Annotated in this window: 12 protein-coding genes; all 12 read right to left on the bottom strand. The window is 38.8% G+C overall.

The features are described 5' to 3' along the window. Positions 1–665: 665 nt before the first annotated feature. The gene (locus F7R58_RS06415; protein WP_158064109.1) at positions 666–1,607 is read right to left on the bottom strand and encodes a hypothetical protein; all 942 of its coding nucleotides are present in this window, start codon (positions 1,605–1,607) and stop codon (positions 666–668) included. A 101-nt stretch (positions 1,608–1,708) separates the two neighbouring features. Continuing rightward, the gene (locus F7R58_RS06410; protein ID WP_158064108.1) at positions 1,709–2,491 is read right to left on the bottom strand and encodes an ATP-binding domain-containing protein; all 783 of its coding nucleotides are present in this window, start codon (positions 2,489–2,491) and stop codon (positions 1,709–1,711) included. A gap of 165 nt (positions 2,492–2,656) precedes the next feature. Beyond that, the gene (locus F7R58_RS06405; protein WP_158064107.1) at positions 2,657–3,913 is read right to left on the bottom strand and encodes an NERD domain-containing protein/DEAD/DEAH box helicase; all 1,257 of its coding nucleotides are present in this window, start codon (positions 3,911–3,913) and stop codon (positions 2,657–2,659) included. Between the two features lie 59 nt (positions 3,914–3,972). Next, the gene (locus F7R58_RS06400; protein ID WP_158064106.1) at positions 3,973–4,266 is read right to left on the bottom strand and encodes a hypothetical protein; all 294 of its coding nucleotides are present in this window, start codon (positions 4,264–4,266) and stop codon (positions 3,973–3,975) included. After that, positions 4,263–4,961 (bottom strand): exodeoxyribonuclease VII large subunit, encoded by a 699-nt coding sequence (locus tag F7R58_RS06395; RefSeq protein WP_158064105.1) that lies wholly within the window; start codon positions 4,959–4,961, stop codon positions 4,263–4,265. The genes F7R58_RS06400 and F7R58_RS06395 overlap by 4 nt, the downstream gene beginning before the upstream one ends. A gap of 286 nt (positions 4,962–5,247) precedes the next feature. Further along, positions 5,248–6,459 (bottom strand): hypothetical protein, encoded by a 1,212-nt coding sequence (locus F7R58_RS06390; RefSeq protein ID WP_158064104.1) that lies wholly within the window; start codon positions 6,457–6,459, stop codon positions 5,248–5,250. A gap of 12 nt (positions 6,460–6,471) precedes the next feature. Further along, a complete protein-coding gene (locus F7R58_RS06385; RefSeq protein WP_158064103.1) occupies positions 6,472–9,120 on the bottom strand; it encodes an N-6 DNA methylase in 2,649 nt (882 codons plus the stop codon). Between the two features lie 232 nt (positions 9,121–9,352). Continuing rightward, positions 9,353–10,075 (bottom strand): hypothetical protein, encoded by a 723-nt coding sequence (locus tag F7R58_RS06380; protein WP_158064102.1) that lies wholly within the window; start codon positions 10,073–10,075, stop codon positions 9,353–9,355. A gap of 34 nt (positions 10,076–10,109) precedes the next feature. Further along, entirely contained in the window at positions 10,110–11,120 is a 1,011-nt protein-coding gene (locus F7R58_RS06375) for a helix-turn-helix transcriptional regulator (protein ID WP_158064101.1), read from the bottom strand. 422 nt (positions 11,121–11,542) lie between these two features. Further along, positions 11,543–13,321: an acyl-CoA dehydrogenase family protein gene (locus tag F7R58_RS06370; protein WP_158064100.1), complete on the bottom strand. Its 1,779-nt coding sequence runs from the start codon at positions 13,319–13,321 to the stop codon at positions 11,543–11,545. 60 nt (positions 13,322–13,381) lie between these two features. Further along, positions 13,382–13,735, bottom strand: coding sequence for a four helix bundle protein (locus tag F7R58_RS06365; protein WP_158064099.1), 354 nt, complete (start codon positions 13,733–13,735; stop codon positions 13,382–13,384). Positions 13,736–13,794: 59 nt separating this feature from the next. Beyond that, complete coding sequence (locus F7R58_RS06360) at positions 13,795–14,973, bottom strand: acetyl-CoA C-acyltransferase (RefSeq protein ID WP_158064098.1); 1,179 nt, start codon at positions 14,971–14,973, stop codon at positions 13,795–13,797. Positions 14,974–14,999: the final 26 nt, after the last annotated feature.

The following is a 14,999-nucleotide window of genomic DNA, read 5'->3' as shown; positions in this document are numbered from 1 at the left end:
TATGGAGTGCAGGCACATGGGGATTGTGGCAAATTTACTATCAGTAATTCCTTATATTATCGTTATTTAACCCTCTTTACTTTTGCCTTGATGCAAAAGTACCAAAAGATCAAGATTTGAAGCTCGACTAAGAATAAACAAAAACCATAAAATCCCCATTACGGCCTCCAATTTATTTTGTTTTTTTTTAATGGAAGCGGCGAACCGTTAACGGTATCGGGCGGTAACAGAATTGTTTCTCAGCATTATTGCCGCCACTCGAACGATGGGTATTTGCCTCATTTTTATTTTATCTTTTTTCGAATCGACCAACCAGGCCTTCGGCGGGTTTTTTACTGACTTGTTATAAATATCAGCATTTAAAAGTTATACGAAAAATAGAGAAAATTAGTGTAAAAAAAAGTGGTGTAAGGACGTAAGCAGATTTCATCAAAAGAAAATTTTTGTTATTTAGTTAAAAATCTTCTATTAATCTAAGGAAGCAGAAGGCAGAATAAGGAATGGGTGTTTTAGTTTGTGTTGGAAGTAACCGTATTCATATGTTTTTTGGGGAAAGAATATAAAAAAGTTTTTTGTCAAAAAGTGGTTACTGCCTTTACTGCCACAAAATAAAGAAAAACAGTGCATTGAGTACTAAAGTGGCTGAGAATTATGTGCATTTATATTCAGAAAGGAAACATTTCATCATCTTCCTCACTTGAGGCAAAATCCTCAACTTCTTTCAAAGGATTATAATCGGGAAGCCAATCGGAATATTTGTGAAGGATGAGCGCAATATTGTGGAGGTAAAAGTGTTCTGAAAGTCTTATTTTAATACTCCCACTCACGAAGAAGTCCTGTAGGTAATCTGCTTGATATTCAGTGCCAAATTTGTAATTAGGAAAATGGTAATCCGCCCTGATCAACCAATCCTGGACGGTCTCGCGGTCAATTAAAGAAAAGGCAATGAACTCTTGCCAGAGTTCGCGGGCAAGGTTAGATTTTTCGAGAACCTTTGCCATAGGTTCGAGAATCCAGAGGTAGCGGGAGACCTCGTTTTTATACCGGTAGGATTTGTGGGTGAAAATGTCTCCTATGGAGTGAAGGTGACGATAAGTGCTGACCCACGGAACATAGAAATTTTTTGACAGAATACCTTCAGCTTTGATTTCCATTTCGAGTGCTTTAACCGCACGGCCGGACTCCTTCTGCTGCCGGATGTGGAGTTCTGTAGGCCTATAATTTACCTTGTCCTCCTCATAAAAGTGAATACCAATCCACTCTTCTGTGATTTCCCTGTCAAAAGTTTTGAAGCTGCTGCATTTGTAAATGTCAGTATAATCATCATCCGATTCTTCGAATACCATGCTCGTAAAACTTTCGCCTTCAGAATTTACAAAAGAATAACCTTTTTTACCCTTGTTGCAATTGGTACACATTCCCTGCACTGCTTTAAAGTCTGTTTTGTAATCCCGATTGTTCCGAAGATCTTCAAAGTAGGATTTTAGTTCTGTCACAAAGGTTTCCTTGTGGACATCCTGGTAAGACTGACCATCATTCAGCAGGACGTCAAGCATATCTGCGTCCAGGTCTTCAAATGCTTTGAGTATGAGGAGTTTTTTGGACATGGGGAGGTTTGGTTAAAAATACTTTTAGAAAAATGGTATAAGGTTACTTCTATAGTTTAATTGCTTGAGATAAGTTTCCAGCTTTCATATCTATATTAAATTTAATTTTCTAATTTCTTTAGCGCTTTATTATATACCGGTAAAAATTGCTGATGGAAAATTTCGTTTCCATAGTTTAATATTATAAGGTTATATCTTGCCCGGGTGATACCGGTATAGATTAATTCAAAGAAGGTTTCCGCCATGCTTTCTGGGACATTCTCAATAATAAGATATACCAGATCCGATTCCCATCCTTTAAAGCTGTGGATTGTTGATAATTTTACCGTACCTCTGTTGGCCCAAAAATGAATTTTCTTATTATCCCGAATTCTTTTTGCATCAGAAGATAATGCATTTTCGCTGTATCTCTTCATAAAATTCTTTATATCGCGATCGTACCTGCTTACGAATGCATCAAAATCAGAAGGATTAATTTTGTTTTTCCGACAAAGGGCCGTATACCTCGTTTCAAAGAATTCAGGCCACTGGACCACTTGTGTTTTGCATATCAGTAATTCTGCAAGTCTTTTAAATCCGTCACTAAAGCTTTTTTCATTCTTATGGTTCAGCAATAAAAGCGCAACATTTATCCAGTGCTCTCTATTGTATTTAATTTCCGTTTGGCTGTAATTCATACCGGCTATAAGCAGATCTTCATGAGATTCAAACATGGTGTTGGTTTTTTCACCAGTACGGTGACGGTAATGTGAATCAAAATCCTTCAATAGTTTAATTTTTGTTCCCAAAATCGTAATGTCATTCGGGTGAATGCCTTTATTAAGACTGTTTTCATGAATGATTGTATAGAGGCTGGGAATGGCGTCGGAAGATGGTAAATACATATATTTAATGCTTCCATCCAGCTGCTCCTCGAACCCCAATGAGCCTACTTTACTTTCTACCCCTTTAAAATCCTTTTCATCATCAGCGGTATATTTCTCGGACAAGAAAACTTTCTGAAATTCAAAGATTAATTCTTTGACTATGCTTTGCGAACGATAGGATGTCTACAGTAATGAAGGACGCCCCTGCACATTTACAGGCATTTCCTTGCCTAATACAGGATTGCCATAGATATTCTGCTTGTCATCACCAAGTACCATATAATAGCCACCTTCTTCTAAAAAGTAAGTTTTGAGGATTTCCATCCATTTTGACTTATAATCCTGAATTTCATCGATCAAGATTACAGAAAATTTTTTAAGTTTATCTTTATGTTCTTCAAAGAGGAGCGTGTTGGAATAGTATGTATCTTCAAAATATCTTTCTGTCCTACTGTCCGGCCATTCATTAAATTCGGCGGGGACCGTAACATCAACCTGCAGATTGTTTAATTCGTTATTTATAAAAATGTGGTAGTTTAAGATCGTAAAAGCGGTCCAGGAAAAATTTTCCCGTACCTGGCTTAGCTTATCTTTCAGGTAGTTTCTTAACGTAATATTGTAGGAGAGAATCAGAATTTCTCCTTCAGTTCTTTTGTGAAGTTCCACAGCGCGGGCAGCGGGGACCGTTGTTTTTCCTGATCCGACGACACCTTTTATACGAATGTTTTTCCGTTCAGTGTCATATATCAACTTTTGCTGCTCGCCATTATAAGTAAAGTGTTTACCATCTGTTTTTTGGTGGTAGGGAGGAAGCATAAAGCGCTTAATCTTTGTATGTAAATGCTCCGGAAAGTAGCTCGTCAACTGACCAGGGGCAAGATGTCGCCGGCGCAATAGCGAAAGAAATTTTTGATCATTTAGAGAGTCTGACCCCAGAAGCAGAATGTTATACTTTAAAAAAGTGAGATATTTAGAGTCTTTTTCGAAGGGACGGACCAATAATTTATCTAAAGCATCTTCATTAGCATTGTGAAAGTAAACTGCACAGGATATCATATTTGCATTCCTAATGTCACTTACTTTTAAGCTAAGCAGTTCATTAACATGCAAGTCAAACAAGTTATCTTTATATTTCAATACCTGCTGAACCGGTGATTTAATTAGGTATTTGCCATTATTAGCGAGCACTTTCCAATTTTTTGTCTTCGCATCGATTTCATAATGTTTCAGGTTGTAATCTTTTACTTCGATTATCAAGATCCCCTGATTTGGCTTGATGATAATTACATCCGGTCTATCACCATTCATATATGGATTAAAAAACACCTCATAATCATCATTAAGCGTTTTTTCCAGAAAATTTAGCAAATGCAATTCGCCCGGTTCAGGTGTAACTTTACCACGTAGAATATCTTGTATAGAAGGATAAAAAACAGCCATTTTTTCTAGATTTTGGTTAGGATGAAGCCCACAATAATTCCTATGAGAATCAAAATAAACTAGAGTGCGAAATTTGATTTCTTTTTCTCCAGTTCAGACCGCAACCGCTGATTTTCTTTATTTGACCATTCTATTTTTGCATTCAGCGAAGCGGTCTCGGAATTTATCGCAGCTTTCAGGTTTTTCTCGTATAAAGCTGCAATTTCTGCTTTATGTTTTGCTGTTTCAGCTGCCTGGGCTTTCAACTGCTTCTGATTATTTTCATTGATCTGGGTAATATGCCGGGCAGTTTCTTCCTGGAATTTCCCGAATTCTTTATTCTTGGTTCCTAACTGTTCTATCAGTGTTTTCACCTGTTCATCGAACTGTTTGGTGATGTCTTTTTAACTTCGTCGATAAGGATAGCGCGGGAGTTGGATTTTTCCTCCTTCAGTTTTTCGATGATTTTATGAAGGCCATCGCCGTAGTCGTGAGGAACATGGAATCTGCGGTCTGCCAGTTTATCGAGCAGACTTTCATCGACGGTGTGCCCCAAGGCAGTAATGGTAATGCTGTCGAGATTAATAAATTCATTGGCAAGATCCACATCACTGAATACATCAAAACTTTGGCGGTCGCCACCGCCACGCACTAAAGCAATGATATCAAACTGCATTGGTTTCAATGCCTGCAGTTTTTGAAGGATGGAAGTTGCGGAAGTGATATTGCAGGTGAAATCTGTGATTTCAAATTCACTGGAAGAAATGTTTAATCCTTCGTTAAAATCATGCTGGACTATGGCGGAATGTCCGTAAATATTTGCAATTCTTACTGGTTCGTTACGCAGTTTCTTTTCACGAATGAATGTTTCCAAATCGCGAGATCCTTTTTCGAGTTTTGCCTGGATTAAGTCGTACCTTTTTAAATCTTCTTCGGAAAACTGTCTTTCCTCCTGCTGTACAATTTCTTCTGCTGCAAAGCGCAGATCAATGCTTGAGTTCCGGACAGTTTTTTCAATAAAGCCTTTGAGAATATAGATTTCACCATTTGCCAATTTGGAGCGCAGCATACCGGATAATTTTACACTGATGCTGGTAGTATCTGATTCTGAATAAAAAAGATCGTAATAGTATCCGGCATACGATTTTCCCTGACCGGCGGTGTAACGGCCTTTTAGGCGGGTACTGCGTAATCGGCAGCTTTTAAACCACCATAAGCACGAAGCGAATTTGCGGAATCCCAAAGGTCTTTTTCCAGTTTTTTGAGTTGTTCGTTTGTCATTATCTGATAAAGTAATTAGTTTAACTGTTTGGTGTTTTATTAAATCATTTTAAACCGCAGGAATGAAAAGGAATTTACGGATTTAGCTTTTCCAATTCTTTAATATGCTTATTGTTTTCCTCCTTTAAAATAACTTTTACTGGATCATCTTTTTTAAGGTTCTTCTTATTCATTTCATTAAAGTGAATGCCGACTGTAATATTACGCGATTTTGAAACAAAAGTTCCCCAACCATTGTCTTTCACGGCACTAACAAAACCTTCAATCCACTCTTCAGAAGGTAGGTCTTGCCAAAGTAATTTATTCAATTCAATGTCGGCATTTTGTTTGAGATATGTATCATACCAAATTAAAAAGTCACATAGTATAAAAACCAGTGTATTAAGGAGGTATGGTGTATTTACAGACTGTCTATAAGATTGATAATCGTAATTTACAGTCTGATCTACATCGGAAGTATGAGAAGCAGCACCTGTTGTTTGCAAAAAATTATTAAGATTGTCAGCAAGAATTTTAGGCAGATGTGCCTTTTTACAGATCACTTTACAGTTTTTCGCCGGTTGACCTGCAAGAAATCTTCGGCTGTCCGTTAAGTTAATCTTTCCTCTATTGTCAATACATTTTTCATGTAGTAAACCATTTTTAGCGGCATCTCTCAATACATATTCGTATAAGATCCGCATTGTGTTAAAATAAATTGATGACTCCACTTTGAAATCGTTTGTTTCCACAGACCGCAAAATATTTAAAAATGTTTGGCTATCGGCTTGCGGTAAGTTGATTCTGCGACAGGCATCAAAAACAGCTTTGTGCCTGAATTCTGTTTGAGTATTAATGAGTTTGTTAATTTCGAATTTAATATCCTGAAGGAGTAAATCATCATCGTTCACCTTTGTATAATAAGTTGTGGGACTAGAACCAAAGGCAATATCCTGCTGATATAATTTCAACTCTTCCCGAAACTCAAAATTATCAATATTGCGGGGTGCACCAGTATATACAAACCAAGGAATCACTCTTTTTTTACGTAGCTCAAGAAGTTCTTTAAGTGAGTTTTTTAAACCTATATTTGATTCACCTATTTCCTCTGTTGTTTTGTTATAGCCTGTCGCATCTAAAATCACAGCTTGAATTTCATAATTATGATCTCTTTTAAGAGTTTCCATTCCATCAAAATGGAAGCGCTCTTCAATAAGTTCAATATCTTCCATTTTCGCTAACGTTTTGAAATGCTTTAAATTCGCATCATCGAATTTATCATCTATCCAAAGTACTTTATAATTCATAGGACGATATATTTACAGGGTTAAGGAATCTAAAGGAAATGTGAAACCAACGCCAAAAGTATATTCGTCATCTAGTGGAGTATCATAACTATACTGAAAAGGAGTTCCGCCGTTGCGAATAATTAATTCTTTCACAATTTTACCCCCTTTGCCTGTTTTAGCATGCGCTCCCTGTTTACCGCCATCGGAAAAGTAATCTGATTCCGAAATCTCAGAACGATTGCCGTTGTTAAGAATCTCCACAGTAACAGTGAAATCTTTTGAGTTAAGATTCAAATCGATCAAGAATTTATTGTCACCAATATTATCTCTAAATCTTCCGTGGGTAATTGCATTTTCTACAATATTGTCAAAGACTCTTTCAATATCCCGTCTGTTAGCGGAGATCATTATCCCTTGAATATTGTTCTCTCTTTTGTAATTTCCCAGATTAGGAAATACAAAAGAAAAAAGGTTTTTATATTTTTCCTGCGAAATTTTAAAGTAGTCGTTTAGAAAATCAAGTAATTCTATTTTTTCAACCAAACCAAATGATTCATTTGAGGAATACAGTTCATTCAATTTGGTTCTCAACTCAACAAAGTTTTTGTAGGTGGACATTATTATGTCCCTAAGAGAATCCTTATCACCAGGAATCAGGGGCTGGACGAGTTCTGCAGGATTTTTCTCGCAATACTTCTTAAGGAGGGCCAGTTGGGATCCTACGCCATAAAGTTCGCCATTACGTAAGTCATGCAACTGCCATTGAAAATCGTTTGTTCTTTCTTGCAGTAATTTATTAATCGTCTCTTCTAACTGAAAGTTCTTGATCTTATCAAGATCAGCCTGTCTGCGGGCTGCTTCTACTGCTGTTCTTTGAATCAAAGACGAATTTTGCGCGTGTAAAGAAGGTATTAGCACTTGAATCTCACCCAGGTCCTCAATAGGCAACCGTACAAGTGCTGCTCCGATAGCCCTTTCATTGATTTGCTTTGCTACCAAATCTGAATGTAGTTGACTAACCAAATAAGATAAGTTTATATCCTCGGAATATAATTCCAAAGCAACTACATCAGGTGATACATATACAGGACTATTTTCAGAGGCCGGCACATAAGTGGGCTTTAATTTTATTCCTAATCTGGAAAGCAGAAGAGCGGGTTTGTCTAACTTCCTAACTCCTCTAGGCAATTCCTGAATCGCAATACTATTGATTTCTTTGACATAAGCAAACGGATCATTGGCCATATCTTTAATTGGCAGATAATGACCCAACTTAGCATTTGATGAATCCAATTTAAACACCTTAATCATCTTTGAAAGTGACAAGAGTTCGTAGTCTGCAGGGATTTCTGTTAAGGGTAGCACGGGAAAATATTTATAAGTTTGAAAACTGTATTTATTTACCCTAAATTCCTTTATATTGACCCATTTGGAAAATCCATCGATACAATTTTTATTTTGGAATGATTCTGCAATCTTCGCGATATTCGCATCATTAAAGTAATTGGCAAATCTTGTAGATTCAAATTCATCTTTGGCATTGATCACAAAAACCCCTTTATTATGATTGTTATGATTTTTTTGCAGAATTAAAATATCTGTTCTAATTATGGAAGAAGGGAAAATTTTTTCCGGTAGAGAAATCACAGCGGTCAGGAATCCACTTTCAATTAAATACTTACGAATTTTCATATCTGAATTGGATCTGAAACCAAACCCGGACGGAACAATAATAAGCGCGATACCATCATCTTTTAATGCCGATAATGCATGAAGTATAAAGGCACCGTCTGCTGATGAATTAGAAGGAATACCTGTTAGATCATTCCAACGATCGTAAACATCAAATAAGTCATTTTTATGACGCCAATTTCTAATACCAAATGGTGGTTCTGATACCAAGACATCAAATTTAGACACCCCTTTGTTTTTAGTAAAGGCGGGTTTTACAAGTGTATCTCCACTTTGAAATGAAAAGTCTTCAATACCATGGATTATAAAATTCATAATGGATAGAGGTAAAATATCACTCAGAACTTCCTGACCATAATAGGAGACTTTTTGACTAAATTTCGTCCCTACCGATAATAGGAGTTTCCCTACTCCCATAGTTGGGTCATACAATGAAATGTTTTTATTAACCAGTGATAAAGGTATAAGCTCACTTATTAAAGTGGATAAAGATGTAGGAGTTCCAAAGTAGCCTGCCATTTGTTTTTGAAAAGTGACGTCTTGATAGAGGACATACGCAAAAAGTTCCGTCAAAACCGAAGCTGTAGCTTCTATTTCGTAAAATTGAGGGAAAAGGTTAAAACTATAAATAATTTCATAGACGAGCTTAGAAATATTACCATCCTTATTTTTATTCTCCAATATTTGGAAAAAATTTCTTGATTCGACTGCGCTGAAATGCGAATTATTTCGCTCCAATTCTGCAAAAAATTCTTGTAAATAAGAAAGCGCTTTGTCAGGCCTATTTAATATTTCTAATTCGGTACCATTATTCAGTTGCTGGTTGAAAGTTACTGTTTTATTAGTATCAACTGTTGCAAGTGAAAAACGATAAAAAATAACTGATAATAACAATCTCCTAAATTCAAAGTCATCTAGAGAAGATTGTCCTCTTGCAATTTTCGCAAGGGTCTTTTTATAGAAATTGGAAATATCATTATTTTTCATAGTTATTATTTCAGACTATTTTTGTGTTCTTAGATTTAATTTATTCAATTCCAGCATTGTACCTCAAAAATCTATTTCTTTTTTAACTTCCTTTTTTTCTTCTTCGCCGGTGCGAGCCAGGAAATTTTTGGGAGTTTGAATCTGTTCCATGGGAAATTGATGGCGTTGTCGGGGAGTGCTATGGTCGTCTTCAGAATCATTTGTGTCTTGGTTTATAATGCAAAATAGAGAATTAATTATGCAGTGCAAGTGCACTGCGAAATTTTTCTTTAAAAAGCTTCATGGTTTGGTTGTCAAAACGCGGCTTGGTCATGTCTCTCTGGATCCGGGTAAGGTCTTCCTGAGAAATTTGGGTCATTTTATCCATTAAAGATGGAGTTGCCAGAATGTATTTCAGGATTGCCAGAGCGTCCCTTTCCAGAATGTAAGGAAGCAGTTGTTCCTGGGGCTGAAAGTGCTGTGCTAAAAAGTGGAAAGAGTTTACACTATCCATACGCACGCACTCATAGAGAGGTGAATTGTAAAGACGCTCCACAGGAAATAATGTATGTTGTATGAAATATGCAACAATCTCTGCCTGGTCGCCATAGATCGCGGAGAGGAAACCCTGCAAGCGCAATCTGGAGTTACCCGGTTTTTTAAGTTCGCTTTTAAACTTTTCAAAGTGACCCCAGCGACAATATTCATCGAAAAGGTTTAGCCTTTCCCGACTTTCTTTTACTTCAAAAATGCCATTGCTAACATTAATGACAAACTCATGCTTCATCAATTTTGTAAGCTCAATGAATGCCAGGGATTCCACAAATTTCACATTGCCAGGGTAGTTGATATAGAGGGTCTTGGGGCTTATGACTTCCATACCAAGTGTGGCGGCACATATGAACGCCCGAGCTTCTTCGATGGAATCATACCAGTTTGCCTGAGCGAGAGAAGCTTGTGAAAATGAATTTTGCATGATGTTGTGTTCTTGTTGGTGCAATGATAATACGTTATTGTGCAGTGGAAGTGCACAGATAATTATTATTCATTTCGACTAATCTTTTTTTAATTCTCTCAACCATTTCAGGCGGTTCCAGGACGGTCATATTTTCACCATGAAAGAGAATCGTGGATTCCAGTTCAAAATTCAATCTCACTTTCAGTGTGAGGATGTTTTCTTTTACATCCTGTGAGCCATGTACTGGTTTGGACTTAATATAGGGAAGGATATTATCACTCAATTTAATTTTAACTTCAACAACATCTTTAGTAAGATCATTGCTGACTCCGATGATATTTTTGAAATATTCGGCAAAATTCATTGAGCATTCTTCATATACCTCATTACAGGAATCCAATTTTATAATTCTGTCGAGTGCAAGATTCTGAATTTTTTCTACATGGTGGTTGTGACCAAAGAGAAACCAACGGTTATTGTATTGTTTGAGGTAATAAGGAGAAACTGTAAAAATATTTTCCTTTTCTGCGCTAAAACCTTTATAGGTAATTGCCAAGCACTGCTTATTAAGGATAAACTGAAATAATGGATTGAGAAATTCGAGCCCTTTTAAGAATTCATTATCTTCGAAACTTATGATTTGCTGTTTTTGCTTTTCTGCACTAATACCAGATTGCAGTTTTGTCAGCAGAGAATTTACCCAGTCGAAACCCGGTATATTATTCATACGACTCAGCGTTTCCAAGGCTGCCTGCAGGGAATCCATCTCTGCAGGGTTTAGTGGTTTTTTAAGAATTGTAAATTCAGGGTCTGAATATCGGTAAAAAACCATGCGGCCATCCTTCACACTTTCGATTGGTGCGTCGTATCCCGCCTCACTCTTCATGAAATCCATATCGTCAAAAATCTGGCGACGGGAAACAGTGGTTTCCTGTGCATAGTGGTCGGAAAGAATATCGGAACAATAATCAATTAAATCATCGATGTAGAATTTTCTGTACTGGTTTGCAAAGCATTTGTCCAAAGCTTTGTATCTTATTTGCGCATTTTTGTTCTGGGCCATTCAATAAATTGGTGTTAATCTCAAATATACAAAATGCAATTGAAAGCAAAAGAGGAATCCGTAAAGGGAGTAAGTAAGTAAGTGAATTTGGACAAAAGATTTTTTTATTTTTTGGTTTTGAGTAAAGGTCTTAATACGAATACTTTAAAAGCAAATAATAAAGGGTGGAGATTTTGTTTCCAGGTTGTTTTGTCCGGACTTTACATGTTTGAGAAAAACGATAATAAATCCAGCTGTTCGTCTTTAATATTATTATACAGGGTATTTATTTACCATTGGTGCATCCATATTGAAGATTTATATATTCAAAGTTAGGAGTTTAACGCAAAATTTAATTTAGATCGGGGAATTCAAAAAAAAACGCCACGAAATCCCGTGGCGTTCAATGTAAATCAGGTGTCAATGTTAGTCGACGTCACATTTTAATAGTGACCTTTCTCTACAAAGTGGGCAGCGATTTTTTCAGTCAATGCGATTACGTTAGGCTGGTTCGTGTATTTTGTAAATCTTCTTAAACCTGAAAGCATCATGCGCTGTTCGTCGCCTTCGGCGAAGGAGACAATGCCTTCCTTAGCAGCCATAATGATCTTTTCCACAGCTTTATAAAGGTTCAGCTGGGCCATAGCCACTTCCACTGACCCGGCATCGAAATGTTTCTCGGCCCTCAACACCGCCGATTCTGCCATATAGATCTGGTTCAGGATTTCTGAGGCGTTCAGCAACAGATGCTGCTGTTTTTCAATATCCATCATGTACTTCTGCAGGGCAGCTCCGGAAACCATCAGGAATACCTTCTTCAGGTTGGCGATTACGGCTTTTTCTTCGCTTAACAGTTCAGAGTAATCCGGCACTTCGAAAGACGGGATTCCCATCAGTTCCTTACTGATGGCCATCGCCGGTGACATCAGGTCTGGCTGACCTTTCATGGCGCGCTTGATCAACATTCCTACCGCAAGAAGGCGGTTGATTTCGTTGGTTCCTTCGTATATGCGGCCGATACGTGCATCTCTCCAGGCCGCTTCCATTGGGGCATCTTCGCTGAAGCCCATACCTCCGTAAATCTGTAAACCTTCGTCTGCAGTTTGCTGCGTAAGATCTGAAACAAAAACTTTAAGGATAGAAGCTTCCACTGCGAATTCTTCCACGCCTTTCAGTTCTGCCTGCTGGTGATCCATTCCGCCTGCAACCAGTTCGTCAATTTTATCCTGTACATCTTTTGCTGCACGATAAGAGCCGGCTTCTGAAACGAAAATTCCGGTTGCCATTTCCGCGATTTTCTTGCGAACTGCACCAAATGTTGAAATGGAAACACCAAACTGTTTTCTTTCGTTTGCATATTTCACAGCATGCGCCACAATTCTGCGCTGTCCGTCGAGGTTGGCTGCAGCAAGCTTGATACGGCCTACGTTAAGTGCATTCAAAGCGATTTTGAAACCGTTGTTTCTTTCACCTAAAAGATTTTCAACCGGCACCTTCATGTCGTTGAAGAAAACCTGGCGGGTAGAAGAGGAGCGGATGCCCAATTTGTGTTCTTCCTCGCCGAAAGAAAGTCCTTCTGTACCTTCTTTTTCTACGATGAAACCCGTGATGTTTTTATCGTCATCAATTTTAGCGAAAACAATGAAAATTTCAGCAAAACCTGCATTTGAAATCCACATTTTCTGGCCGTTGATGATGTAATGTTTGCCGTCTTCAGACAGTTTTGCTTTGGTTTTACCAGAGTTTGCATCTGAACCTGCATCCGGCTCTGTCAAACAGTAAGCCCCGAATTTAGTGCCTGTAGCCAAGTCGGGCAGATATTTGTTTTTTTGCTCTTCAGTACCGTAAAGAAGGATTGGTAAAGTTCCGATTCCGGTGTGTGCACCGAAAGCTGTAGCCAAAGATCCGTTACCGCCGGAAAGATAGTCGCAGGCAAGCATAGTAGTTACGAAGCCCATCCCGAGACCGCCGTACTGTTCCGGTACGGTAACGCCCAGGAAGCCCATCTCGCCCAGTTTGCGCATGCTTTCTTCCGTCAAAGCGTAATCTTTATTTTCGAATCTCTCGTGATGCGGTACGATTTCGCGGTCGATAAATTCCTTTGCAGAATCGCGCATCATCTTTTGCTCGTCAGAAAGATCTTCTAAAGTGAAAATCTCCGCAGCAGGTGTTTCCTTGATAAGGAAATCACCGCCGATTAGGGTTTTTGGTGTGGGGTTCATATTTTTAGATTTATTTTAAATTTATATTAGAGAAAAGAAGAAAGAACAAAGAGAAAAGATTTAGAGAAGGGTTTTCTGAAATCCCGATATCATTTTTTGCAAATCTGTTATTTTAAGTTCAAGCATCTCCAGTTGTGCTGGGTCAAGAAAATTTCTGTTGTAGGAGATTATTATCTGTGTTTGCAATTCAAAAAGGGATCCTAGACTTATTTCCAAAAAGCGGTTAAAATCCTTATCTGAACTTCGGCTTGAGCCTTCTGCAATATTAGAGGCAATTGAAACCGCACATCTTCTTAACTGGGATTTCAAACCAAACTCTTCGCCTTTAGGGAAGCTATCGGTCAGGCTGTAAACATCATCGGCAAGATTAAGTGACAGCTTCCAAATATTCAGATTCTTAAAATTATGTTTCATGTTCTCCTCATTAATCTATCTCTTTTCTCTTTCTTCTTTCTTCTTCCTTCTTATTTTAATTAAAGGAGTTCAAATATACTCGCGGCTCCCTGTCCGGTTCCTACGCACATGGTGACCATTCCGTATTTATTGCCGCGCCTGCGCATTTCGTCAAGAAGCTGAACGGTGAGTTTGGTACCGGTACAGCCTAAGGGGTGACCAAGCGCGATGGCGCCGCCATTTACGTTCAGTATTTCCGGATTCAGATCCAGTTCTTTCTGAATTGCCACCGACTGGGAGGCGAATGCTTCATTCAATTCGATCAGTTCGATGACTTTCAGTTCCAGACCTGCCTGCTTCAGCGCTTTTGGGATAGCATATACCGGTCCCATGCCCATGATTCGGGGTTTCAGTCCGGCCGCTGCGTAGGAAACCAATCTTGCTTCAGGTTCCAGGCCTAATTCCTTCACCATTTCTTCGCTCATCACGATCACGAATGCCGCGCCGTCTGACATCTGAGAAGAATTTCCGGCAGTTACAGAACCTCCGTTGGCAAACACCGGGCGCAGTTTGGCTAAGCCTTCCAGTGAAGTATCTTTTCTCGGACCTTCATCCACTGAGAAATCGAATTTTTTGGTCTGCATCTTCTGGTTTTCGTCCAGAAAGTTGTATTCCACGGGAATTGGCACAATCTGATTTTTAAATCTGCCTTCTTCGTTGGCTTTCAATGCCTTCATATGAGATTCATAAGCAAACCGGTCCTGCTCTTCACGTGAAATCTTATACTGTTTAGCCACCTCTTCTGCTGTATAGCCCATTCCCCAGTAGTAATCCGGGTTGGTTTTAGCAATATCGGTCTCCGGCACCGGTTTGTAACCTCCCATCGGGATATAACTCATGGATTCCGTACCGCCGGCGATAATACAGTCGGCCATACCGGCCTGAATTTTCGCGGAGGCAATCGCGATCGCCTCTGAGCCGGACGCACAGTATCTGTTTACCGTTACCCCGGGAACTTTGTCGGTATGAAGGCCCATGAGAGAAATCAAACGTGCCACGTTCAGGCCTTGCTCGGCCTCCGGCATTGCGTTACCGACGATAAGGTCGTCAATCCGGTTCTTATCGAGTTGCGGTACCGCGGCCATCAGTTTTTCAATAACCGTTGCGGCCATCACATCAGGACGGGTGAAACGAAGGGAGCCTTTCGGCGCCTTGCCCACAGCCGTTCTGAAACCTTTTATTATATATGCTGTTTTCATATCTGTAATATGTACAATGTATTATG

The sequence above is a fragment of the Chryseobacterium sp. genome (assembly GCF_008831505.1).
Taxonomy (GTDB): domain Bacteria; phylum Bacteroidota; class Bacteroidia; order Flavobacteriales; family Weeksellaceae; genus Marnyiella.
Note: the sequence above shows the minus strand (reverse complement) of the source record. Positions and strands in the feature narration are given on the sequence as shown.

Coding starts and splice junctions, on each gene's coding strand:
- F7R58_RS06385 (WP_158064103.1), bottom strand. CDS start 9,120: ATGAAAAATAATGATATTTCCAATTTCTATAAAAAGACCCTTGCGAAA.
- F7R58_RS06410 (WP_158064108.1), bottom strand. CDS start 2,491: ATGTATTTACCATCTTCCGACGCCATTCCCAGCCTCTATACAATCATT.
- F7R58_RS06390 (WP_158064104.1), bottom strand. CDS start 6,459: ATGAATTATAAAGTACTTTGGATAGATGATAAATTCGATGATGCGAAT.
- F7R58_RS06395 (WP_158064105.1), bottom strand. CDS start 4,961: ATGCTGCGCTCCAAATTGGCAAATGGTGAAATCTATATTCTCAAAGGC.
- F7R58_RS06370 (WP_158064100.1), bottom strand. CDS start 13,321: ATGAACCCCACACCAAAAACCCTAATCGGCGGTGATTTCCTTATCAAG.
- F7R58_RS06380 (WP_158064102.1), bottom strand. CDS start 10,075: ATGCAAAATTCATTTTCACAAGCTTCTCTCGCTCAGGCAAACTGGTAT.
- F7R58_RS06360 (WP_158064098.1), bottom strand. CDS start 14,973: ATGAAAACAGCATATATAATAAAAGGTTTCAGAACGGCTGTGGGCAAG.
- F7R58_RS06365 (WP_158064099.1), bottom strand. CDS start 13,735: ATGAAACATAATTTTAAGAATCTGAATATTTGGAAGCTGTCACTTAAT.
- F7R58_RS06405 (WP_158064107.1), bottom strand. CDS start 3,913: ATGGCTGTTTTTTATCCTTCTATACAAGATATTCTACGTGGTAAAGTT.
- F7R58_RS06415 (WP_158064109.1), bottom strand. CDS start 1,607: ATGTCCAAAAAACTCCTCATACTCAAAGCATTTGAAGACCTGGACGCA.
- F7R58_RS06375 (WP_158064101.1), bottom strand. CDS start 11,120: ATGGCCCAGAACAAAAATGCGCAAATAAGATACAAAGCTTTGGACAAA.